The 20,375-nt window shown below is 63.2% G+C and carries 22 protein-coding genes; 17 read left to right on the top strand and 5 right to left on the bottom strand.

The genetic code is table 11. From position 1 onward, the window contains the following. Positions 1-44 precede the first annotated feature (44 nt). The 11 genes from oscA (at position 45) to ACIPZG_RS18090 (ending at position 9,108) form a co-directional block, all read left to right on the top strand. On the top strand, positions 45-227 hold the full coding sequence (gene oscA / locus ACIPZG_RS18040) for a sulfur starvation response protein OscA (RefSeq protein ID WP_400715846.1): 183 nt from the start codon (positions 45-47) through the stop codon (positions 225-227). A gap of 48 nt (positions 228-275) precedes the next feature. After that, complete coding sequence (locus ACIPZG_RS18045; protein WP_400715848.1) at positions 276-1,283, top strand: sulfate ABC transporter substrate-binding protein; 1,008 nt, start codon at positions 276-278, stop codon at positions 1,281-1,283. 178 nt (positions 1,284-1,461) lie between these two features. Beyond that, positions 1,462-2,280: a sulfate ABC transporter permease subunit CysT gene (gene cysT, locus ACIPZG_RS18050; protein ID WP_008093191.1), complete on the top strand. Its 819-nt coding sequence runs from the start codon at positions 1,462-1,464 to the stop codon at positions 2,278-2,280. 13 nt (positions 2,281-2,293) lie between these two features. Continuing rightward, positions 2,294-3,166 carry a sulfate ABC transporter permease subunit CysW gene (gene cysW, locus ACIPZG_RS18055; RefSeq protein ID WP_008093193.1) on the top strand — a complete coding sequence of 291 codons (873 nt, stop codon included), beginning with the start codon at positions 2,294-2,296 and terminating at the stop codon, positions 3,164-3,166. A 3-nt stretch (positions 3,167-3,169) separates the two neighbouring features. Continuing rightward, positions 3,170-4,159, top strand: a complete 990-nt coding sequence (locus ACIPZG_RS18060) for a sulfate/molybdate ABC transporter ATP-binding protein (protein ID WP_008093195.1) — start codon at positions 3,170-3,172, stop codon at positions 4,157-4,159. Positions 4,160-4,543: 384 nt separating this feature from the next. After that, positions 4,544-5,332, top strand: a complete 789-nt coding sequence (locus ACIPZG_RS18065; protein WP_400715850.1) for an energy transducer TonB — start codon at positions 4,544-4,546, stop codon at positions 5,330-5,332. A gap of 30 nt (positions 5,333-5,362) precedes the next feature. Then, the gene (locus tag ACIPZG_RS18070) at positions 5,363-6,082 is read left to right on the top strand and encodes a MotA/TolQ/ExbB proton channel family protein (RefSeq protein ID WP_008093200.1); all 720 of its coding nucleotides are present in this window, start codon (positions 5,363-5,365) and stop codon (positions 6,080-6,082) included. 1 nt (position 6,083) lies between these two features. Beyond that, on the top strand, positions 6,084-6,485 hold the full coding sequence (locus tag ACIPZG_RS18075; RefSeq protein ID WP_400715851.1) for an ExbD/TolR family protein: 402 nt from the start codon (positions 6,084-6,086) through the stop codon (positions 6,483-6,485). A gap of 186 nt (positions 6,486-6,671) precedes the next feature. Then, complete coding sequence (locus ACIPZG_RS18080; RefSeq protein ID WP_400715852.1) at positions 6,672-7,253, top strand: alpha/beta hydrolase; 582 nt, start codon at positions 6,672-6,674, stop codon at positions 7,251-7,253. Positions 7,254-7,316: 63 nt separating this feature from the next. Then, positions 7,317-8,147: a sigma 54-interacting transcriptional regulator gene (locus tag ACIPZG_RS18085; protein WP_400715853.1), complete on the top strand. Its 831-nt coding sequence runs from the start codon at positions 7,317-7,319 to the stop codon at positions 8,145-8,147. Between the two features lie 175 nt (positions 8,148-8,322). Then, positions 8,323-9,108 carry a MetQ/NlpA family ABC transporter substrate-binding protein gene (locus tag ACIPZG_RS18090; RefSeq protein WP_008093207.1) on the top strand — a complete coding sequence of 262 codons (786 nt, stop codon included), beginning with the start codon at positions 8,323-8,325 and terminating at the stop codon, positions 9,106-9,108. Positions 9,109-9,293: 185 nt separating this feature from the next. Here ACIPZG_RS18090 and ACIPZG_RS18095 read toward each other — a convergent pair whose 3' ends face one another. Both ACIPZG_RS18095 and ACIPZG_RS18100 read right to left on the bottom strand, forming a co-directional pair. After that, complete coding sequence (locus ACIPZG_RS18095) at positions 9,294-11,657, bottom strand: penicillin acylase family protein (RefSeq protein ID WP_400715854.1); 2,364 nt, start codon at positions 11,655-11,657, stop codon at positions 9,294-9,296. Positions 11,658-11,736: 79 nt separating this feature from the next. After that, positions 11,737-12,306, bottom strand: a complete 570-nt coding sequence (locus tag ACIPZG_RS18100) for a DUF6436 domain-containing protein (RefSeq protein ID WP_400715856.1) — start codon at positions 12,304-12,306, stop codon at positions 11,737-11,739. A 217-nt stretch (positions 12,307-12,523) separates the two neighbouring features. Here ACIPZG_RS18100 and ACIPZG_RS18105 point away from each other — a divergent pair, with 217 nt between their 5' ends. Then, on the top strand, positions 12,524-13,450 hold the full coding sequence (locus tag ACIPZG_RS18105) for an alpha/beta hydrolase (protein ID WP_400715858.1): 927 nt from the start codon (positions 12,524-12,526) through the stop codon (positions 13,448-13,450). Here the strand turns inward: ACIPZG_RS18105 and ACIPZG_RS18110 are convergent, their stop codons facing one another. Further along, positions 13,451-14,203, bottom strand: coding sequence for a DUF2059 domain-containing protein (locus ACIPZG_RS18110; RefSeq protein WP_400715860.1), 753 nt, complete (start codon positions 14,201-14,203; stop codon positions 13,451-13,453). Between the two features lie 113 nt (positions 14,204-14,316). Between ACIPZG_RS18110 and ACIPZG_RS18115 the strand changes: the two genes are divergently transcribed. Next, a complete protein-coding gene (locus ACIPZG_RS18115) occupies positions 14,317-14,949 on the top strand; it encodes a 2OG-Fe(II) oxygenase (RefSeq protein WP_400716121.1) in 633 nt (210 codons plus the stop codon). Beyond that, entirely contained in the window at positions 14,930-15,439 is a 510-nt protein-coding gene (locus tag ACIPZG_RS18120) for a DUF523 domain-containing protein (protein WP_400715862.1), read from the top strand. The genes ACIPZG_RS18115 and ACIPZG_RS18120 overlap by 20 nt, the downstream gene beginning before the upstream one ends. Positions 15,440-15,563: 124 nt before the next feature. Here the strand turns inward: ACIPZG_RS18120 and ACIPZG_RS18125 are convergent, their stop codons facing one another. After that, complete coding sequence (locus ACIPZG_RS18125; RefSeq protein ID WP_008093218.1) at positions 15,564-16,052, bottom strand: transporter substrate-binding domain-containing protein; 489 nt, start codon at positions 16,050-16,052, stop codon at positions 15,564-15,566. A 198-nt stretch (positions 16,053-16,250) separates the two neighbouring features. Here ACIPZG_RS18125 and ACIPZG_RS18130 point away from each other — a divergent pair, with 198 nt between their 5' ends. Next, positions 16,251-16,730: a DUF4399 domain-containing protein gene (locus ACIPZG_RS18130; protein ID WP_400715864.1), complete on the top strand. Its 480-nt coding sequence runs from the start codon at positions 16,251-16,253 to the stop codon at positions 16,728-16,730. Positions 16,731-16,785: 55 nt separating this feature from the next. Here ACIPZG_RS18130 and serA read toward each other — a convergent pair whose 3' ends face one another. After that, positions 16,786-18,015, bottom strand: a complete 1,230-nt coding sequence (serA, locus tag ACIPZG_RS18135) for a phosphoglycerate dehydrogenase (protein ID WP_008093221.1) — start codon at positions 18,013-18,015, stop codon at positions 16,786-16,788. Positions 18,016-18,186: 171 nt separating this feature from the next. Between serA and ACIPZG_RS18140 the strand changes: the two genes are divergently transcribed. Both ACIPZG_RS18140 and ACIPZG_RS18145 read left to right on the top strand, forming a co-directional pair. Beyond that, positions 18,187-19,584 (top strand): FAD-binding oxidoreductase, encoded by a 1,398-nt coding sequence (locus ACIPZG_RS18140; RefSeq protein ID WP_400715866.1) that lies wholly within the window; start codon positions 18,187-18,189, stop codon positions 19,582-19,584. 25 nt (positions 19,585-19,609) lie between these two features. Further along, complete coding sequence (locus tag ACIPZG_RS18145) at positions 19,610-20,275, top strand: fumarylacetoacetate hydrolase family protein (protein WP_008093224.1); 666 nt, start codon at positions 19,610-19,612, stop codon at positions 20,273-20,275. Positions 20,276-20,375 lie beyond the last annotated feature (100 nt).

The raw sequence follows: 20,375 nt of genomic DNA on the forward strand, positions 1-20,375 counted from the left end.
CTTCAAAACCTCTGCCCGGCACCCTTGTTCACAGGAGAACGAGCATGAGCGCATCGCTGCGAAGCATCGACGGTCAGGACGAAGCCATCATTCTGCGTGAGATCCAGAGCGCCTTGCGCGACCTGCGTTTCGGCGCAGTGGAGATTACCGTGCACAACGCGCAGGTCGTGCAGATCGAGCGCAAGGAGAAGTTCCGCCTGCAGCAGCCCGGCAACAAGCCCGGCTGATACCGCCCCTCTTCCAAAACTAGAAAAATGCCAATCGGGAGCTTCACCATGTCCATCCGCCGTTATGCGCTCGCCGCTCTGGCCAGTGCCGTTTTTGCCGGTTCCGCTATCGCCAAGGACTACGAACTGCTGAACGTGTCCTACGACCCGACCCGTGAGCTGTATCAGCAGTACAACGCCGAATTCATCAAGCACTGGCAGCAGGCTCACCCGGATGACAAAGTGAAGATCCAGCAGTCCCACGGCGGCTCGGGCAAGCAGGGCCGTGCGGTGATCGATGGCCTGCGCGCTGACGTGGTGACCCTGGCCCTGGCCGGCGACATCGATGAAATCGCCAAGCTCGGCAAGACCCTGCCGGCGGATTGGCAGAAGCGTCTGCCGGACGCCAGCACGCCGTACACCTCGACCATCGTGTTCCTGGTGCGCAAGGGCAACCCGAAAGGCATCAAGGACTGGGGCGACTTGATCAAGAACGACGTCTCGGTCATCACCCCCAACCCGAAAACCTCCGGCGGCGCCCGCTGGAACTTCCTGGCCGCCTGGGCCTATGGCCTGAAGCAGGGTGGCAGCGAAGACAAGGCCAAGGCCTACGTGCAGGCGCTGTTCAAGCACGTACCGGTGCTGGATACCGGCGCCCGTGGCTCGACCATCACCTTCGTCAACAACGGCCAGGGCGATGTATTGCTGGCCTGGGAAAACGAAGCTTTCCTGGCGCTCAAGGAAGACGGTGGCAGTGACAAGTTCGAAATCGTCGTGCCGTCGCTGTCGATCCTCGCCGAGCCGCCAGTGGCCGTGGTCGACAAGAACGCGGAGAAAAAGGGTAACGAGCAGATCGCCGAGGCGTACCTGAAGTACCTGTACAGCCCAGCTGGCCAGAAAATCGCTGCCGAGAACTTCTACCGCCCACGGGACGAGAAAGTCGCTGCCGAATTCGGCAAGCAATTCCCGAAACTGGACCTGGTAACCATCGACAAGGACTTCGGTGGCTGGAAGACTGCACAACCCAAGTTCTTCAACGATGGCGGGGTGTTCGACCAGATTTATCAGGCGCAGTGAAAAAACGGGGGCCGCTTTGCGGCCCTTTCGCGACACAAGGCCGCTCCTACAAAGGTTCGCGGTTGGCCTGTAGGAGCGGCCTTGTGTCGCGAAAGGGCTGCACAGCAGCCCCAGGATTCAGAAGCCTGCACCGGCCCGGCATAACCGCCGGGCTTCGTGCGTTCAACCAGGGATATTTATGTCACGTCGCATTTCCCCCGTCATACCCGGCTTCGGGCTGACGCTGGGCTACACCTTGGTGTACCTCAGCCTGATCGTGCTGATACCGCTGGCCGCCATGTTCGTGCATGCCGCGCAGCTCACCTGGGAGCAGTTCTGGAACATCATCAGTGCCCCGCGGGTGATCGCCGCGCTGCAACTGAGTTTCGGCACTGCCCTGTTCGCCGCCATCATCAACGGTGTGATCGGTACCCTGCTGGCCTGGGTGCTGGTGCGCTACACCTTCCCCGGGCGCAAGATCATCGATGCGATGATCGACCTGCCATTCGCTCTGCCCACTGCAGTTGCCGGCATCGCGTTGACCGCCCTGTATGCGCCGTCAGGCTGGGTCGGCCAGTTCGCCACCGACCTGGGCTTCAAGATCGCCTATACGCCGTTGGGCATCACCCTGGCACTGACCTTCGTCACCCTGCCGTTCGTGGTGCGCACGGTGCAGCCGGTACTCGCCGACATCCCCCGTGAGGTCGAGGAAGCCGCCGCCTGCCTGGGCGCCAAACCGTTGCAGGTGTTTCGCCACATACTGGCTCCGGCGCTGTTGCCGGCCTGGCTCACCGGCTTCGCCCTGGCCTTTGCCCGTGGCGTGGGTGAGTATGGTTCGGTGATCTTCATTGCCGGCAACATGCCGATGAAGACCGAGATCCTGCCACTGCTGATCATGGTCAAGCTCGACCAGTACGACTACACCGGCGCGACCGCCATCGGCGTGCTGATGCTGGTGGTTTCCTTCATCCTGCTGCTGCTGATCAACCTGCTGCAGCGCCGTATCGAAACCCCTTGAAGGAGGCCCGGCTATGTCCAGTTCATCCCTGAGCGCCAGCGCCGCCGCCAATGCCGCCCGGCGTGGCAGCGCCACCTCGCGGCGCATCCTGATCGGCCTTGGTTGGCTGGTGTTCGCGCTGTTCCTGCTACTGCCACTGGTGATCGTGGTGTCGCAGGCATTGAAGAGCGGTTTCGGCACGTTCTTCGAGGCGATCTTCGAACCCGATGCCTTGTCGGCGCTGAAGCTGACCCTGCTGGCAGTGTTCATTTCGGTGCCGTTGAACCTGGTGTTCGGCGTCAGCGCCGCCTGGTGCGTGAGCAAGTACACGTTCCGCGGCAAAAGCGTGCTGGTCACCCTGATCGACCTGCCGTTCTCGGTGTCCCCGGTAATCGCCGGCCTGGTCTACGTGCTGATGTTCGGCGCCCAGGGCCTGTTCGGCCCCTGGCTGCAGGACCACGACATCCAGATCGTGTTCGCCCTGCCGGGCATCGTGCTGGCGACCATCTTCGTCACCGTACCCTTCGTCGCCCGTGAGCTGATCCCGCTGATGCAGGAGCAGGGCACGCAAGAGGAGGAGGCCGCGCGCCTGCTCGGCGCCAACGGCTGGCAGATGTTCTGGCACGTGACCTTGCCCAACATCAAATGGGGCCTGATCTACGGCGTGGTGCTGTGTACCGCGCGGGCCATGGGCGAGTTCGGCGCGGTGTCGGTGGTGTCCGGCCACATTCGCGGCGTGACCAACACCTTGCCGCTGCACGTGGAGATCCTCTACAACGAGTACAACCACGTCGCGGCCTTCAGCGTGGCCAGCCTGCTGCTGATCCTGGCGCTCTTCATCCTGCTGCTCAAGCAGTGGAGCGAGAACCGTATTAACCGCCTGCGCCATAGCGCCGCGGAGGAATGATTCATGTCGATCGAAGTTCGTAACGTCAGCAAGCGCTTCAACAGCTTCCAGGCTCTGGACAACATCAACCTGGATATCCACAGCGGTGAGCTGGTGGCCCTGCTCGGCCCGTCCGGCTGCGGCAAGACCACCTTGCTGCGCATCATCGCCGGCCTGGAAACGCCGGATGACGGCAGCATCGTGTTCCATGGCGAGGATGTGTCCGGCCATGATGTACGTGATCGCAACGTCGGTTTCGTGTTCCAGCACTACGCGCTGTTCCGTCACATGAGCGTGTTCGACAACGTCGCCTTCGGCTTGCGCATGAAGCCCAAGGGCGAACGCCCGAGCGAGAGCAAGATCGCCGAGAAGGTCCATGAGCTGTTGAACATGGTGCAGCTGGACTGGCTGTCCGACCGCTACCCTGAGCAGCTCTCCGGTGGCCAGCGTCAACGTATCGCCCTGGCCCGCGCCCTGGCGGTGGAGCCCAAGGTGCTGCTGCTCGACGAGCCGTTCGGCGCCCTCGATGCCAAGGTGCGTAAAGAGCTGCGCCGCTGGCTGGCGCGGCTGCACGAGGACATCAACCTGACCTCGGTGTTCGTGACCCACGACCAGGAAGAGGCCATGGAAGTGGCAGATCGCATCGTGGTGATGAACAAGGGCGTGATCGAGCAGATCGGCTCGCCTGGCGAGGTCTACGAGAAGCCGGCCAACGACTTCGTCTACCACTTCCTGGGCGATTCCAACCGCCTGGCCTTGAGCGAAGGGCATCACGTGTTGTTCCGCCCGCATGAAGTGTCGCTGTCGCGTCATGAGACCGAGGGGCACCATGCCGCCGAGGTGCGGGATATTCGTCCGCTCGGTGCGACTACCCGGGTGACCTTGAAGGTGGAAGGGCAGAGCGAGCTGATCGAAGCTGAAGTGGTCAAGGATCACGACAGCCTGACCGGGCTGGCGCGGGGCGAGACGCTGTTCTTCCGGCCGAAGGTGTGGCAGAAGGTGGCGGATATCTGAGTCGCTTTTGAGCGTGAGAAACCCGGGCATGGTTCCGGGTTTTTTATTGCCTGGCAGATTGTTGGGGCTGCTTTGCAGCCCTTCGCGACGCAAGGCCGCTCCTACAGAAGAACGCGGTCTCCTGTAGGAGCGGCCTTGTGTCGCGATCGAGGGCGAAGCCCTCGCATCAACCCCATGCCTTGCACGAATATTTCATATGCCTTCAATGCATGTTGTTTTGGGCATTCGCCTACGGCCCACGAACGGCGCGGCTTTGCAACGTCCCTCGAAAACATATATTTCTAAACGATCTATTTTTAACTTTAAACATTACTTTAAGAGATAAGCCTCTGGCCCCGATGATTCAACCACACACCTGAATCAAGAACCCCAGGAGTTTGATCAATGGGTAATGTCCAGACGGCCGTCAGGGCCTACGACCAGCCATGGCGCCCGGCCCCGGGTGACCTGGTCGAGCTCGGACGGACGCTACGCCTGCCATTGGGCCAACTGCGTCTGCAACGCACCCCGGTCAGTGGCCTCAAGCGCCGCGACAAGCTGGCGCTGGCCCTGCTGGTGCTGGCCTTGCACAGTGCCGCAGCCTACTGGGTCAGCCAGGCGCCGACCCCCGCGCTGCCAGTGGTACCGCCACAGATTCCACCCATGACCATCGAGTTCGCCGCCCCCGCGCCGCCTGTGGTCGAGCCGCCTCCACCGGCCCCGGCACCGCCTGTGGTGGAGCCACCGCCACCGGTGGTCGACGAGCTGGCCGCCAAGCCCAAGCCCAAGCCAAAACCGCTGCCCAAGCCCGTGGCCAAGCAACCGCCCAAACCACAGCCCAAGCCGGTCGAGGCGCCGCCACCTGCTCCGGTAGCGGCCCCGACACCGCCCGCGCCACCCGCGCCAGCGCCGGTCACGCCACCCTCGGCCAACGCCGCGTACCTGAAAAACCCGGCGCCGGAGTACCCGCAGATGGCCCTGCGCCGTGGCTGGGAAGGCACCGTGCTGTTGCGCGTCGAGGTGCTGGCCAGCGGCAAGCCGGGCCAGATCCAGATCCAGAAAAGCAGTGGTCGCGACGCCCTCGATGCCGCCGCCCTGGCCGCGGTCAAGCGCTGGAGCTTCGTTCCCGCCAAGCAGGGCGACGTGGCCCAGGCCGGCTGGGTCAGCGTGCCAATCGATTTCAAGCTTCGTTAACTTTTTCGCAGAACACAGGAAGACATCATCATGAGCCTGCTGGCATCCCCCCTCGAATCCGTTGAAAGCGCAGTCATCTGGCTGTTGGTCGGTTTCTCTGTCGTCACCTGGGGCCTGGCCCTGGTCAAGGTCGTGCAGTTCGTGCGGCTCAAGCACCAGGACAAGCGCTTCCACCAGCAGTTCTGGGCGGCTTCAAGCCTGGATTCGGCTGCCGAAATCAGCCATGAGTCACCCGGCCCTGCGGCCCGTGTCGCCCAATCCGGTTACGCCGCGATCGCCGTCGGCGATACCCAGGCCAATGACCTGAGCCACGCCATCAACCACCAGGACCGCCTCGAACGTGCCCTGCGCCAGCAGATCGTGCGTGAGCGTCGCTCGCTGGAAACCGGCCTGGCGGTGGTGGCCAGTATCGGCAGCACCTCGCCCTTCATCGGCCTGTTCGGCACGGTGTGGGGCATCATGGAAGCGCTCAAGGGCATCAGCGCGGCCGGCTCGGCCAGCCTGGAAACCGTGGCCGGCCCGATCGGCGCGGCGTTGGTGGCCACCGGCGTGGGTATCGCCGTCGCCGTGCCGGCGGTGCTGGTCTACAACTACTTCCTCCGACGCCTCAAGCTGACCGCCGCCGACCTGGATGACTTCGCCCACGACTTCTACAGCCTGGCGCAGAAGAGTGCCTTCCGCGTACTGGTGCACCCGGCGGCGCACAAGGCCCATGTCGGGTTCACCCAGCCGGTGAAGGAGGCGTCCTGATATGGCCTTTTCGACCCAGGACAGCGACGAAGTCCTCAGTGAAATCAATGTCACGCCCTTGGTGGACGTCATGCTGGTACTGCTGGTGGTGTTCATCGTCACCGCGCCGCTGCTGACCAACGCCATTCCCATCAACCTGCCCAAGACCGAGGCGGTGGCCCCGGTAGAGCAGAAGGATCCGCTGGTGGTGAGCATCGACGGTGACGGCAAGCTGTTCATCAACAAGGACGAGATCCAGCCCCAGCTGCTGGAAAGCAACCTCAAGGCGGCCAAGGACAAGGATGCGCAAGTGCGTGTACAGCTTCAGGCCGACGACGGCGTGAACTATGGCGAAGTGGCCCGCGCGATGGCGGCCATCGAACGTGCCGGAATCAGCAAGCTGGCGGTGATCACCGCACGCTGACCGGCGAACCCTCTTCAGGCAAGTGCTTAGGGCCATATCTCTTGGCAGGGGATGGCCCTTTTTTTATTGATGCGGGTCATTGATTTTGCATTTTTAGTTATTAATAAATAGCTTCTTATTCCTTTACTGATATAACTCGAGCCCTATACTGACCTGCAAGCACGCAAACTTACTGGAGGCGTCCCCATGCGCAATGAGTCGATTCGTTACCTGATTGTGCCGGGCTGGCAAGGATCGCCAGACAACCATTGGCAAAGCCACTGGCAGCGCAGCCTGCCCAACAGCGCCCGGGTCGAGCAGCATGACTGGTTGACCCCGCAGCGCCAGGACTGGGTGCAAGCGCTGGAGCGGGCCATCGCGGCCGAACCCTCGCCGGTGATTCTCATCGCCCACAGCCTGGGCTGCATCACGGTCGCCCATTGGGCGGCGCAGGCCAGCCCGGTGCTTCTGGGGCGTGTACGCGGTGCATTGTTGGTGGCGCCGGCGGACGTCGAGCGCCCGACCTGCGCACCGGCTTTGCGCAACTTCGCGCCGATCCCGTTGCAGGCATTGCCGTTTCCCAGCCAGGTGGTCAGCTCGGACAACGACCCTGCGGTCAGTGTGCCGCGTGCGCTGTACCTGGCCCAGGCTTGGGGCGCTGAAGCCGGCCTGCTGAGCAATGCCGGGCACATCAACGTCAAGTCCGGGCATGAGCGCTGGGAACAGGGCTTCGCCTACCTGTATCGCCTGCAAAGCCGGGTTGAGCAGCGCGCGCTGCGTCGCGCCTGATCCACCTTATCGTTCACCTTTGCCTGACGCCCGGCCACCCACGACCCGGGGCGGGAGTTTTGCATGACATTTCAAAACCCCTTTGGCCAGCCGTTGCTGACCTTTCCTGAACTGGACAAGAGCCCACTGAGCATCCGTGCCAAGGCGCTGGTGTTCATCGACCCACGCTCGCAGCAGCTGCGCCAGGCGCTGGAGCACCTGGCGCCGCAAGCGCTGCCGGTGTTGATCCGTGGCGAGACCGGTACCGGCAAGGAGTTGCTGGCGCGGCAGATCCACCGCGCCAGCGACCGCGCCGGCTTGTTCGTGTCGGTCAACTGCGCCGCCATCAGCCCGACCTACGCGGATGCCGAGTTGTTCGGCTACAGCGCCGGGACCCTGGGTGGCACTGCCAGCAGCCGCGCCGGCTGGTTCGGTTCGGCCAACGGCGGCACCTTGTACCTGGACGAAATCGCCGATTTGCCATTTGAGATCCAGGGCAAGTTGCTGGCGGCGCTGGAAAACCGTGAGGTCACCCGGGTTGGCGCGCAGCAGCCGCAAGCGGTGGATGTGCGCCTGGTGGCCGCGACCAGCATCGACCTGGCGCGGGTGGTACGCGCAGGCCGTTTCAACGAGCGGTTGTACCAATACCTGCTCGAAGGTGCGCTGGAGCTGCCGCCCTTGCGTGAGCGGCGTGGCGATATCCTGCCGCTGGCCGAGTACTTCGTGGGTATCTATTGCGTGCGCCTGCAACGCCCGCTGCCGCTGATCAGCGAAGCGGCGCAACGCCTGCTGGAGGCCCATGCCTGGCCGGGCAATACTCGCGAGCTGGAGAACGTCATCCACTTCGCGCTGCTGGTCAATGACGGTGACGAGATCCTGCCAGAGGACCTCGATTTGCCAGACACCGCACGCTAGACAGCGCTCATGAACAAATACCGTGATGGCAATTTGTTTTCGGTATAAGCAGCTAATTAAAAGATATTGTTCTGGAATAAAAAATCTCGGTATTGTCGCCTCACGCTCCCGGGTGAACCGGTTGGGCAACCGACTTTGCCATCGCCGATGGCCCAGAATCAGAACAAGGACCACCATGAAGAAGACCCTGCTGACCACGGCCCTGGCCGCCGCCCTGTCGTTCTCCGGCCTGGCCGCCGCTGCCGAGAAACTGGTGGTTGCCGCCACTCCGGTTCCTCACGCCGAGATCCTCGAACTGATCAAGCCAACCCTGGCCAAGGAAGGCGTGGACCTGCAGATCAAGGTCTTCACCGACTACGTGCAACCTAACGTTCAGGTCGACCAGAAGCGTCTGGACGCCAACTACTTCCAGACCCTGCCGTACCTGCAGAACTTCAACGAAGGCAAGGGCACTCACCTGGAAACCGTGGTCGGCGTGCACGTCGAGCCCTTCGGTGGCTACTCGAAGAAGGTCAAGAGCCTTAGCGAGCTGAAAGACGGTGCCACCGTTGCCATCCCTAACGAGGGCAGCAACAGCGGCCGCGCCCTGCTGCTGCTGCAGAAGGCTGGCCTGATCACCCTGAAAGACCCGAAGAACGCTCTGGCCACGCCGAAAGACATCGCCGAGAACCCGAAGAAGCTGAAATTCCGCGAGCTGGAATCGGCCATGCTGCCGCGTGTGCTGGATCAGGTCGACCTGGACATGATCAACACCAACTACGCGCTGGAAGCGGGCCTGAACCCGGCCAAGGATGCGCTGGTGATCGAAGGCAGCGACTCGCCTTACGTGAACTTCCTGGTGGCACGCCCGGATAACAAGGACAGCGATGCGATCCAGAAGCTGGCCAAGGCCCTGACCAGCCCTGAAGTGAAGGCCTTCATCGCCAAGAAGTACAGCGGCGCGGTGCTGCCGGCGTTCTGATTCGCCTGCCAGGCCCTCGCATGGAAAACGCCGACGCATTTGCGTCGGCGTTTTCGTTTGTGGCTGGCGCAAATGCTGAGCAGGCTTTGCCGGCCCTTTCGCGGGACAAGCCCGCTCCCACAGTTTCACCACAAATCTCTGTGGGAGCGGGCTTGTCCCGCGAAAGGGCTGCAGAGCAGCCCCCTTCACTCCGCCGGAACCAGCTTGAGTGAGCTTTGCGTTGGAATTGCCCCCATCTGCGTTCGCTGATACCGCCCTTCGATATACCCCTCTGCCTGGTCCGAATAGTGCGCATCGAACGGCACGCCACTTTGCCCGACGGGGTTGCTTGTCAACGCCTGCCCGGCATCGGCAAAGTCGATCAGCCGCCGTGTCGAAGGCCCGTAAGTCACCGGCCACGGTGCCGGCCCGATCTTCGCCGAGAGGTTGTTCGGCACCTCGTGGGTGCCGGGCGCCGCGAACGGGCCGACGTTGAACAGCAGGTTCAGCGGCTTCTTCACCCCCAGCGGATGGTTGTGCGTGAGGGTATGCGCCTTGCCCCACTGCCAGCTGGCCGGCTCGTTGCCGAAGGTGTCGCGCAGGTGCTTGAGGCTCTGCTGCCAGGCGATGCGCACGACGCTGGTGCGATCAGTGCGCTGGTTGGCGCCACGGGTATTCCACCAGGGCGAATCGGCGTCGGCCGCCAGGCGCGGCAGTGCGGCATCGATGGCGCGGGTGCCGATCAGCACCGGGAACCAGGTGTCGCCCAATTCGTCGTGCAGCGCGGCATAGGCCAATTCGTAGAGGAACTGGTTGAACAGCGTGGCGCTGGTGGATCCCAGCGGATAATCGCCGGTCCAGGCCGCCAGTTGCTCGACCAGCTCCTTTTCTTCGTCGCCCTGGGCAACATGGCGCAGGGTCGCCAGCAGCGGCGCCAGGGTTCGCGGACCATAGTCGCTGGCTGTATCCAGCTGCAGGGCCTGGCTGTTCTGGGTGTCCCATTTCACCTCAGGGTTGGCCAGGTGGCGGTCGAGCTGGCGACCGCGGTCGGGCAGGTTGTAGTAACCGGAAATCGCCATCGCGGCAGGCGGCTGGACGTTGGCTGAGACGATGTAGCCACTGGCCGGGTTCTCCTGTTGCGGGTTGGCGCTGAACGGGTAGAAACCCAGCTTGTCCGCCTGGGCACTCGCCCCATCGAGGATGAACGCCGGGTTCACCCCGTCCGGACGGATCGGCAATTGCGCGGCAGCCCACCAGCCGATGTCGCCACTGGCATTGGCCCAGACGAAGTTGAGCCCCGGTGCCTGCACCTTGGCCGTGGCCTCGCGCATCTTGGCCAGGGTATCGGCGCGGTTGAGCTGGTAGAAACCCTCGAGGATAGGGTTTTCGGTTTCCAGGAACGCCCACCACATGGCGATCGGCGTGGTACCGGCGGTGGCGCCGAGCACCTCATTAACGATCGGCCCGTGGGGTGAGCGGCGCAGGCTGATGGTCACAGGCTGCTCACCCTTGACCGCGATCTGCTGTTCGGTCTTTTCCAGCGTTCGCCACTGGCCATCGACCATGACCTGGTCGTTGTTCGCAGGGTTGGTCTTTTCCGCGATCAAGTCGACGTCGTCGTTCTGGAACATGGTCAGGCTCCAGCCGAAGTCGCGGTTGTGCCCAAGCAGCGCGAATGGGTTGAGGGCCTGGAAATAGCCGTACAGGTTAAAGCCCGGTGCCGACAGCTCGGCTTCGTACCACACGGCCGGCACCGCGAAGCTGATGTGCGGGTCGCCAGCCAGCAATGGCTTGCCGCTGCGGGTGCGGCTGCCGGAGATGGCCCAGGCATTGCTGCCCTCGAACTGCGGGAGGCCAGCTTCGCTCAATGCATCGTGGCTGAGGCGGGCCAGTGCTTCCAGGCTCTGCCAGTCGACCGTCGCCAGCGGGGTGGCCAGTGCGCCTTCGGGCTGCCAGCCGAGGTCGAAAATCTCCAGGTACTGCGGACCGAACTGGTCGCGAATGTAGGTGAGGGCGGGCTCGGTGCGAAATGCGGCGGCGAAGCTGTAGGCTAGGTAGCCGGCGATGCTCAGGGTGTCTTCAGCGGTGAACGGTCTGGGCGTGATGCCGAGCAGGTCGAACTCCATGGGCTTGGGGTGGCTGTCCTGCCAGTCGTTTATACCGTCGAGGTAGGCTTGCAGGGCTTTCCAGGCGGGCGACTGGTGGTCCAGGCGCTGCACCATGAGCGCGGCCTGCTCGCGGATGCGCAGGCTGCGGAACAGCGTGTCGGTGGGCAGCAGCTTGTCGCCCAGCACTTCGGCCAGCTCGCCACGGGACAGGCGGCGCATGATTTCCATCTGGAACAATCGGTCCTGGGCGTGCACGTAGCCGAGGGCACGGTACAGGTCTGCTTCGTTCTCGGCCTGCAGGTGCGGGACGCCGCGGGCGTCGTAGCGCACGCTGACGGGCGCCTGCAGCCCGGCGAGGGTGGCCTCGCCCTGGCGCTGCGGCAGCTTGCCCTGCACGTACCAAAAGCCGGCACCGGCGGCCACGGCCACCACCACGGCCAACAGGGTGAGGCTGCGTTTCATCGAGACTCCTTGTGCATTCGTGTGAACCACTCGCGAACAGAGCATAGCCCCCGACAGGTATTTCTACGCCGTGGTGGGGTCAGCCGGCCCAGGGGCAGTAGCAGCCCACCGCCAGGGTGTTGGACGCGGTGACCTGGCGGCCGTCGAGCAATGCCTTGAGGATCGGCTCGATGAAGCTGTTGCTGGCATTGCACACCGCGCCTTCGCTGTAGGGTCCGAAATAGGCGAGGTGGCCCTGCTGATCCCAGATCGCCACGGCGGGAGACGCGGGCAGGTGCTCGCTGCCGGGCAGTTGGGCGATGGGCTGCAGGCTGCCGAGGTTGGCGGGCAACTGGCCGTGGCTGCCCGGTTTTTGCACGACGTGGAAGGTGACGCCCTGGCCGGCGAACTGATCGACCAGATCGCCCAGGTGTTGCTGGTTGCCGACGTTGCACGGGCAGGCCGGGTCCCAGAAGTGCACCACGCGGATGGGGCCGGGCCCGGCGAGCTCGGCGGGCAGGCGCAGTTGGCTGCCGTCGAAGAAGGTGGTCTGGTTGTCGAAGGGGCGAAGGTAGCGGGATTGGAAGCTGGAGTACGCCTGCCAGAGGACGGCGGCGCCGAGCAGCAGTGCGAGCGTAGTCAGGATGGGTTTGAGGAGGCGGGTCTGCATGAGCGTGCGCGTGGGCCTTGTGGTGGATTCACCGGCCCTATCGCCGGCAAGCCGGCTCCCACAGGGATAGCACCAGGTCTGAAAGGGGTGATCGTCCTGTGGAAGCCGGCTTGCCGGCGATAGGGCCGGTGCAGGTGACACATGTCCCAAGCTTGCCACGGCGAAGCTCAGAGCTGAATATCCCAGATCAATACTCGCTTCGCTGTGGATGTACCCAATGCCTGCTGCCTTTGACCCCGACCGCCTGCGCGCCAGCCTCGCGCCCCTTGGCGCACGCCAGCCCTTGTCTGCGCAGGCGCAGGCGTACCAGCGCTTTTACGGCCTTAACCTGCCGGCGCAGAGCTGGTTGGGTGGTTTCCAGGCGGCGGGTTTCGATCTGGTCGGGCAGGTGTGGGCGCCGCAGCAGCCTGTGGCGACCCTGTTTCTGCTGCACGGCTACTACGACCACATGGGCCTCTATCGGCATGTGATCGAATGGGCGTTGAAGCTTGGCTATACGGTCATCAGCTGCGACTTGCCGGGCCACGGCCTGTCCAGTGGCGAGCGTGCCAGCATCAGCGATTTCGCGTTGTACCAGCAGGTGCTGGATGCGCTGTTCGAGCAGGCGCAACAGCTTGCCTTGCCGCGCCCCTGGCACCTCTGCGGGCAGAGCACGGGCGGCGCCATCGCCGTCGACCACGTGTTGCACAAGGGCGCACAGAGCCCCATCGATGGCCAGGTGATTCTCCTGGCGCCGCTGGTACGGCCCCGGGCCTGGCGGTGGTCGAAGTTCAGCTACCGGGTGCTGCGTCACTTCGTCAACGGCATCGAGCGGCGCTTCAGCGAGAACACCAACGACCCGACCTTCCTCCCGTTCCTCGAAGCCGACCCGCTGCAACCCCGGCGTCTGCCGACGGCCTGGGTCGGTGCGCTGATGGCGTGGGTCAAGCGTATCGAGGCTGCGCCACGCAGCACGCGCCAGCCATTGATCGTACAGGGGGAGGCCGATGGCACGGTGGATTGGCCGTATAACCTCGAAGTGCTCAAGGCCAAGTTCGCCGAACCGCAGATTCTGATGCTGCCCGAGGCTCGCCACCATTTGGCCAACGAACTGCCGGGCATTCGCCAGCGCTACTTCGACTTCATCGACCAGCGCCTGGGCTGATCACTTCAGGTCCGCGCCGTTCTGGCCGACCGCCAGGCCCGCACGCACCGCGGCCACGGCGGCTTGGTAGTAAGCCTTGCCTTCCGGCGACTCGGCGAAGGTGGCGAACTGTTCGAGTTCGGCGTCGGACAGGTCACGGTAGACGTACAGCAAGGTATTGTTGAGGTCTTCGCCAATCTGGTTCATGAGCCGTTGACGTTGGCCATCGAGCAGGCCCTGGGCCTGGCCACCGCCGAACAGGCCGGGGATCATCGAACTCAAGCTGTCGGCGGCCACCCCGGCAATCGCCAGGCTGACTTCGGCACCGGCCTCACGAGCGGGCAGGGCCTGGGCCAGGTGGCCGATGATCAGGATACGGTTGTCGCTGGCCTGGATCTTCGGCAGGCCCTTGGCGTTCTTGGCCAGTTGGTCCTTGCGCGTGGCCAGCAGTTCGGCGGCGACAATCTTGCGCCCCAGCGGGGACTGGAAAAAGGCCAGCGCCGGCGCCGGGTCAGGCAGGGCGACGCGCAGTTGTGCCTGGGCCCGCCGGTCCATGGCCTGGGCCTGGAAGCGCTGGTTGCTGTTGTTGACCAGCGCCTGGTAAACCGCAGGCGGCAGGCTGTTGCGGTAGCGCAGCTGGGCAGCGCTCACGGCATCGTTGAAGTGGGCGCGCTGGTCGGGCCAGCCGGCGGCCTTGTACAGTTGATCGAGGCTGTCTGCCCAGACAGGCATGGTGCAGATCATCAGAAAAAACAGAGAAAACAGACGGCGCATTCAGGACTCCTGTCGGCAGGTGGCTATTGTCCTTGGCCGAACGCCGGTTTGTCGAGACAGGAGGGAGTTTCTCGGCCAAGTGGCGCTGTGCGAGTGCAGGGCTTATGGATATGATGCGCGCCATGCACATTTCCCCTGAACACCCGATGCTTGCGGCCGTCGTCGACGATCTGGCCACCCATGGCTGGTCCCAGCAAGCGCTGTTTCTGCCTGCCGACCTGGTTCGCGCGCTGGCGGCTGAGTGTCGGCGCCGCGATGCCGAAGGCGAACTCAATCCTGCCGGGGTTGGGCGCGGGGTTTCCCAGGAGGTGCGCGAGACCATTCGCGGTGATCAGATCCAGTGGATCGACCCAGGCCAGGCCGAAGCCTGTGATCAATACCTGGACGCCATGGACCACCTGCGCCTGGCCATCAACCAGGGCCTGTTCCTGGGCCTTGAAGACTTCGAATGCCACTTCGCCCTGTATCCGCCAGGGGCGTTCTACCGCCGGCATCTGGACCGCTTTCGCGACGATGACCGGCGCATGGTTTCGGCGGTGCTCTACCTCAATGAAGACTGGCAGCCACAGGATGGCGGCCAGCTGCGCATGTTTCTGGCGGATGGTGTGGAGCACGATGTGCAGCCGCTGGCCGGGAACCTGGTGGTGTTCCTGTCGGGCGAGGTGCCCCATGAAGTGCTGCCCGCCACGCGTGAGCGGTTGTCATTGACCGGTTGGTTTCGGCGCCGTGGCAACGACCTGTTCTGAGCTGCCCAAGGTGCTGGTCAGCGCCTGTCTGCTGGGGCAGCTGGTGCGTTATGACGGGCGGGCCAGTGGGCATCCTGATCTTTTGCAGCGTTGGCAGGCCGAGGGCCGCGTGGTGCCGTTGTGCCCGGAAGTGGCCGGCGGGTTGCCGACGCCACGGCCGCCGGCGGAGATTCCAGGTGGCCAGGGTGGCGACGTGCTCGATGGCGGCGCGCAGGTGCTGACGGTGGCGGGCGAGGATGTCAGTGCGGCTTTTCTTGCCGGTGCGCAGCAAGCCCTGGCACTGGTACGCCGGCATGGCATCCGGGTCGCGGTGCTCAAGGCCGGCAGCCCTTCGTGTGGTAACCGGCTGACCTACGATGGCACATTCACTGGGGTGAAGGTGCCGGGGGAGGGGGTGACCACGGCGTTGCTGCGGCGCGAGGGGGTGCAGGTGTTCAGCGAGCTGGAGCTGGAAGAGGTACAGCGGGCGTTGGCCGCGCTTTCAGCGTAGTTCTGCGCCTGCCTCTTCGCGGGACAAGCCCGCTCCCACAGGAACTCCACAGCTTTAGATTTGTGTGCAATACCTGTGGGAGCGGGCTTGCCCCGCGAAAGGGCCGGTACAGTCTAAAAAGCACTCACTGCCCCGCCGCAGTCTCCTGCTCACCCTTGAACCACTTCTGCTCAAGTTCCGACGTGCGCCCACGGTCCTTGAGCCGCTGCAGGGCATTGTTCAGGGCGCTTTCGAAGGCCGGGTTGTCCTTCTGGAACGGAATCACGAACTTCTTCTCACCGAACGGCTGACTGACATCGAATGGGCCTTTCGCCTCGGGTGTGTTGCCCGCAGGGGTCAAGGCAACATCGTACTTGCCGCTTTCGACACCCGGCAGCACCTCTGCCGCCGGCGCCTCGATGAATTCGGCGCGCAGGTCCAGCTCCTTGGCCAATTCCTGGCCGAACTCGATCTCGAAACCGGTCAGGTGGTCATTTTCCTTGAATGCGTAAGGTGGACTGTCGGCCTGCACGGCAATACGCAGTTCGCCCCGGTCGGCTATTTCGTCTATCAGCTCGGCTTGAGCCAATGGCGTGATCAGTACTGCTAGCAGTACGCCCATGGTCGAACGCATGTAATGCCCCTTTTTCGGCAGTTGAATAACTATCGCCGCAACTTTGTTCCTTCGTCGCGGTCGAGCGCAGCCTATGACCTTGAAGCCTTGGCGAGGTTTAACCCTAACTGAAATATTTCTCTTTGTGGGCTATGGTGAAACACCGCCGCCGTTGTTTTTTTCAGGCTGCGGTCTTTAAGTGAATCACAGGAGAAGTGAATGAACAGCCTATTTTCGCGTGCTGCCGTCGCCGGATTGCTAATGGGAGCCGCAGTCGTGGCCAGCGCCGCCGATACCGTGCTGAAGAGCCAAGAGCCACCCAAGGATGCCAAGGTCTTCATCGTTTCCCCCGCCGATGGCGCCACGGTCGACAAGACCTTCACCGTCAAGTTCGGCATCGAGGGCATCGCGCTCAAGCCGGCGGGTGACCAGACGGAGCACTCGGGCCATCATCACCTGCTGGTGGATGTGGACAAGGAGCCTGTCGCCGACCAACCGCTGCCGACCAGCCTGATGCCTGAGAGCGGTGTAGCGCTGCCGGCCGGCCCGCAAGTACTGCACTTCGGCAAGGCACAGACCGAGGCCACCATTACCCTGACCCCGGGCAAGCACACCTTGCAACTGGTGTTGGGTGACAAGTACCACGTACCGTTCAAGCCGAGCGTCGAGTCGAAGAAGATCACCGTCGAGGTGAAGTAAGCACAACAAAAAAGGGAGGCCACCAGGGCCTCCCTTTTTCATGCAGCGATCACACTCAGAACAGTACGCGCGAGCGGATGGTGCCCTTGACCTGTTGCAACTTTTCTTGCGCAAGGTCCGAGTACTCGGCGTCCACGTCGATTACCACGTAGCCCACTTTCTCGTTGGTCTGCAGGAACTGACCGGAGATGTTGATGCCGTTCTCGGCGAAGACCTTGTTGATCTCGCTGAGCACGCCTGGGATGTTTTCGTGGATGTGCAGCAGGCGGTGCTTGCCCGGGTGCGCCGGCAGGGCCACTTCCGGGAAGTTGACCGAGGATACCGAAGTACCGTTGTCGCTGTACTTGACCAGTTTCTCAGCCACTTCCAGACCGATGTTGGCCTGGGCTTCGGCGGTCGAACCACCGATGTGCGGGGTCAGGATCACGTTGTCCAGGCCGCGCAGCGGGCTTTCGAATTCTTCGTCGTTGGAGCGCGGCTCGACCGGGAACACGTCGATGGCGGCGCCGATCAGGTGCTTGTCCTTGATCGCGGCGGCCAGGTGGTCCAGTTCGACCACGGTGCCACGGGCGGCGTTGATCAGGATCGAGCCCTTCTTCATCGCGCGGATTTCCTTCTCGCCGATCATCCACTGGGTGGACGGCAGCTCAGGCACGTGCAGCGAGACGATATCGGCCAGACCCAGCAGTTCGTGCAGGCTGGTGACCTGAACGGCGTTGCCCAGTGGCAGCTTGGTCAGCGGGTCGAAGAAGTAGACCTGCATGCCCAGGCTCTCGGCCAGTACCGACAGTTGGGTGCCGATCGAGCCGTAGCCGACGATGCCCAGCTTCTTGCCGCGGATCTCGAAGGAGTTGGCAGCGCTCTTGATCCAGCCACCACGGTGGCAGGAAGCGTTTTTCTCGGGGATGCCGCGCAGCAGCAGGATGGCTTCGGCCAGCACCAGCTCGGCGACCGAACGGGTGTTGGAGTACGGCGCGTTGAATACGGCGATACCGCGCTCGCGGGCAGCGGCCAGGTCTACCTGGTTGGTGCCGATGCAGAAGCAGCCGACGGCGACCAGCTTCTTGGCGCAGTCGAAGATCTCTTCAGTCAGTTGGGTGCGCGAGCGGATGCCGATGAAGTGGGCATCGGCGATCTTTTCCTTCAGCTCGGCTTCCGGCAACGAACCAGTGAGGTATTCGATGTTGGTGTAGCCGGCAGCCTTGAGGGTATCGACCGCGTTCTGGTGCACACCTTCAAGAAGAAGGAACCTGATCTTGCTCTTGTCGAGAGAAGTCTTGCTCATCTGCGTAAACCTGTATCCCGGAGAAAAAATGGCGAGGGGTGATGCTAGGCGCGGCATCGGCCTTAGCATGAACAGCGGGAGGGCTATGCTAGCATACGCGACACAATCTGAGCTTATCCCGACAGGTGAAGAGTACTCAGGGTGACTATGAATAAGTCGAGAGTTCCAGCGATGACCCAGCCTGCGGTAATTGATGAACTGATGACCCTTGTCGACCCGGGCAAGGTTCTGACCGACCCGGCTTCCCTGGAGGCCTTTGGCAAGGACTGGACCAAGCATTACCCCCCGGCGCCCACGGCCATCGTGTTCCCCAAGACTGTAGAGCAGGTGCAGGCCATCGTCGGCTGGGCCAATCGCCATCAGGTCGCGCTGGTGCCTTCTGGCGGGCGTACCGGGTTGTCGGCCGGGGCCGTGGCGGCCAATGGCGAGGTGGTGGTCGCCTTCGACTACATGAACCAGATTCTCGACTTCAATGCCTTCGACCGCACCGTGGTCTGCCAGCCAGGAGTCATCACCCGGCAGTTGCAGACCTTTGCCGAAGAGCATGGCCTTTATTACCCGGTGGACTTCGCCTCCAGCGGTTCCAGCCAGATTGGCGGCAATATCGGCACCAATGCCGGCGGCATCAAGGTGATTCGCTACGGCATGACCCGCAACTGGGTGGCCGGCCTGAAGGTGGTCACTGGCAAGGGCGAGCTGCTGGAGCTCAACAAAGACCTGATCAAGAACGCCACGGGCTACGACCTGCGCCAGCTGTTCATCGGCGCCGAAGGTACGCTGGGCTTCGTGGTCGAGGCGACCATGCGCCTGGACCGTGCCCCGCGCAACCTCACCGCCATGGTGCTGGGCACGCCGGACTTCGACTCGATCATGCCAGTGCTGCATGCCTTCCAGGGCAAGCTCGACCTGACCGCGTTCGAGTTCTTCTCCGATAAAGGCCTGGCCAAGATCATGGCCCGGGGCGATGTGCCGGCGCCGTTCGCCACCGACTGCCCGTTCTATGCCTTGCTGGAGTTCGAGGCCAGCACCGAGGCGGTGGCCAACGAGGCGCTGGCCACGTTCGAACACTGCGTCGAACAGGGCTGGGTGCTGGACGGGGTGATGAGCCAGAGTGAAACCCAGCTGAAGAACCTGTGGAAGCTGCGCGAGTACCTGTCGGAAACCATCTCCCACTGGACGCCGTACAAGAACGATATTTCCGTGACCGTTTCCAAGGTGCCGGCCTTTCTGCGCGACATCGATGCCATCGTCAGCGAGCACTATCCGGATTACGAGGTGGTCTGGTACGGCCATATCGGCGACGGCAACCTGCACCTGAACATTCTCAAACCCGACCACATGAGCAAGGACGACTTCTTCGCCTCATGCGCCAAGGTCAACAAGTGGGTGTTCGAGATCGTCCAGCGCTACAACGGCTCGATCTCCGCCGAGCACGGCGTGGGCATGACCAAGCGCGACTACCTGGGTTACAGCCGCTCACCTGAAGAAATTGCCTGCATGAAGGCGATTAAGGCCGTCTTCGACCCTAACGGCATCATGAATCCGGGTAAGATCTTCGCTCCTGAATAAAAAGCAGCAAGCCTAGGAGTCGGCCATGAGTTACCAGCACCAGTACGTAGACGGCACGCGTATCCACTTCCCGCTGGGCAAGGTGGTGTGCATCGGCCGCAACTATGCCGAGCATGCCAAGGAACTGGACAACCCCATCCCCAGCGAACCGCTGCTGTTCATCAAGCCGGGTAGCTGCGTGGTGCCGCTGGAAGGTGGTTTCAAGATTCCGACCGACCGTGGCTCGGTGCATTACGAGGCCGAGATTGCGGTATTGCTTGGCAAGTCGCTGTCCAGCCATGCGTCCGAGGAAGAAGTGCTCGACGCCATTTCCGGCTATGCGCCGGCGCTCGATCTGACCCTGCGCGACGTGCAGGCCAAGCTCAAGGAGAAGGGCCTGCCGTGGGAGCTGGCCAAGAGCTTCGACGGGGCGTGCGTGCTGCCGCCCTTCGTCTCGGCCGCCGCCTTTGACGATGTCACCGATATCCCGGTACGCCTGACCGTCAACGGCGAAGTGCGCCAGGATGGCAACAGCGCGATGATGCTCAACCCGATCGTGCCGGTCATTCAGTACATGGCGCGGCATTTCTCGCTGCAGGCGGGTGATGTGATTCTGACCGGTACGCCGGCTGGCGTGGGTCCGTTCAATGTGGGCGATGAGCTGGTGCTGGAACTGCCGGGCGCGAGCCGCTTCGAAAGCCGCGTGCTCTGATCTGATACCGAGGCGAGCCCTTCGCGGGGCAAGCCCGCTCCCACAAGTATTCTGCTGTCCTGTGCTCAGTGCAGTACCTGTGGGAGCGGGCTTGCCCCGC

The organism is Pseudomonas sp. NPDC089395 (assembly GCF_044749525.1).
Lineage (GTDB): Bacteria > Pseudomonadota > Gammaproteobacteria > Pseudomonadales > Pseudomonadaceae > Aquipseudomonas.

Excerpts from the sequence above, each read along its gene's own strand:
- ACIPZG_RS18115 (WP_400716121.1), top strand. The coding sequence starts at position 14,317 with ATGCGCGCCATGCACATTTCCCCTGAACACCCGATGCTTGCGGCCGTC.
- ACIPZG_RS18105 (WP_400715858.1), top strand. The coding sequence starts at position 12,524 with ATGCCTGCTGCCTTTGACCCCGACCGCCTGCGCGCCAGCCTCGCGCCC.
- cysW (WP_008093193.1), top strand. The coding sequence starts at position 2,294 with ATGTCCAGTTCATCCCTGAGCGCCAGCGCCGCCGCCAATGCCGCCCGG.
- ACIPZG_RS18110 (WP_400715860.1), bottom strand. The coding sequence starts at position 14,203 with ATGCGCCGTCTGTTTTCTCTGTTTTTTCTGATGATCTGCACCATGCCT.
- ACIPZG_RS18130 (WP_400715864.1), top strand. The coding sequence starts at position 16,251 with ATGAACAGCCTATTTTCGCGTGCTGCCGTCGCCGGATTGCTAATGGGA.
- ACIPZG_RS18145 (WP_008093224.1), top strand. The coding sequence starts at position 19,610 with ATGAGTTACCAGCACCAGTACGTAGACGGCACGCGTATCCACTTCCCG.
- oscA (WP_400715846.1), top strand. The coding sequence starts at position 45 with ATGAGCGCATCGCTGCGAAGCATCGACGGTCAGGACGAAGCCATCATT.
- ACIPZG_RS18075 (WP_400715851.1), top strand. The coding sequence starts at position 6,084 with ATGGCCTTTTCGACCCAGGACAGCGACGAAGTCCTCAGTGAAATCAAT.
- ACIPZG_RS18125 (WP_008093218.1), bottom strand. The coding sequence starts at position 16,052 with ATGCGTTCGACCATGGGCGTACTGCTAGCAGTACTGATCACGCCATTG.
- ACIPZG_RS18090 (WP_008093207.1), top strand. The coding sequence starts at position 8,323 with ATGAAGAAGACCCTGCTGACCACGGCCCTGGCCGCCGCCCTGTCGTTC.
- ACIPZG_RS18095 (WP_400715854.1), bottom strand. The coding sequence starts at position 11,657 with ATGAAACGCAGCCTCACCCTGTTGGCCGTGGTGGTGGCCGTGGCCGCC.
- serA (WP_008093221.1), bottom strand. The coding sequence starts at position 18,015 with ATGAGCAAGACTTCTCTCGACAAGAGCAAGATCAGGTTCCTTCTTCTT.
- ACIPZG_RS18065 (WP_400715850.1), top strand. The coding sequence starts at position 4,544 with ATGGGTAATGTCCAGACGGCCGTCAGGGCCTACGACCAGCCATGGCGC.
- cysT (WP_008093191.1), top strand. The coding sequence starts at position 1,462 with ATGTCACGTCGCATTTCCCCCGTCATACCCGGCTTCGGGCTGACGCTG.
- ACIPZG_RS18070 (WP_008093200.1), top strand. The coding sequence starts at position 5,363 with ATGAGCCTGCTGGCATCCCCCCTCGAATCCGTTGAAAGCGCAGTCATC.
- ACIPZG_RS18060 (WP_008093195.1), top strand. The coding sequence starts at position 3,170 with ATGTCGATCGAAGTTCGTAACGTCAGCAAGCGCTTCAACAGCTTCCAG.
- ACIPZG_RS18045 (WP_400715848.1), top strand. The coding sequence starts at position 276 with ATGTCCATCCGCCGTTATGCGCTCGCCGCTCTGGCCAGTGCCGTTTTT.
- ACIPZG_RS18080 (WP_400715852.1), top strand. The coding sequence starts at position 6,672 with ATGCGCAATGAGTCGATTCGTTACCTGATTGTGCCGGGCTGGCAAGGA.
- ACIPZG_RS18085 (WP_400715853.1), top strand. The coding sequence starts at position 7,317 with ATGACATTTCAAAACCCCTTTGGCCAGCCGTTGCTGACCTTTCCTGAA.
- ACIPZG_RS18100 (WP_400715856.1), bottom strand. The coding sequence starts at position 12,306 with ATGCAGACCCGCCTCCTCAAACCCATCCTGACTACGCTCGCACTGCTG.
- ACIPZG_RS18140 (WP_400715866.1), top strand. The coding sequence starts at position 18,187 with ATGACCCAGCCTGCGGTAATTGATGAACTGATGACCCTTGTCGACCCG.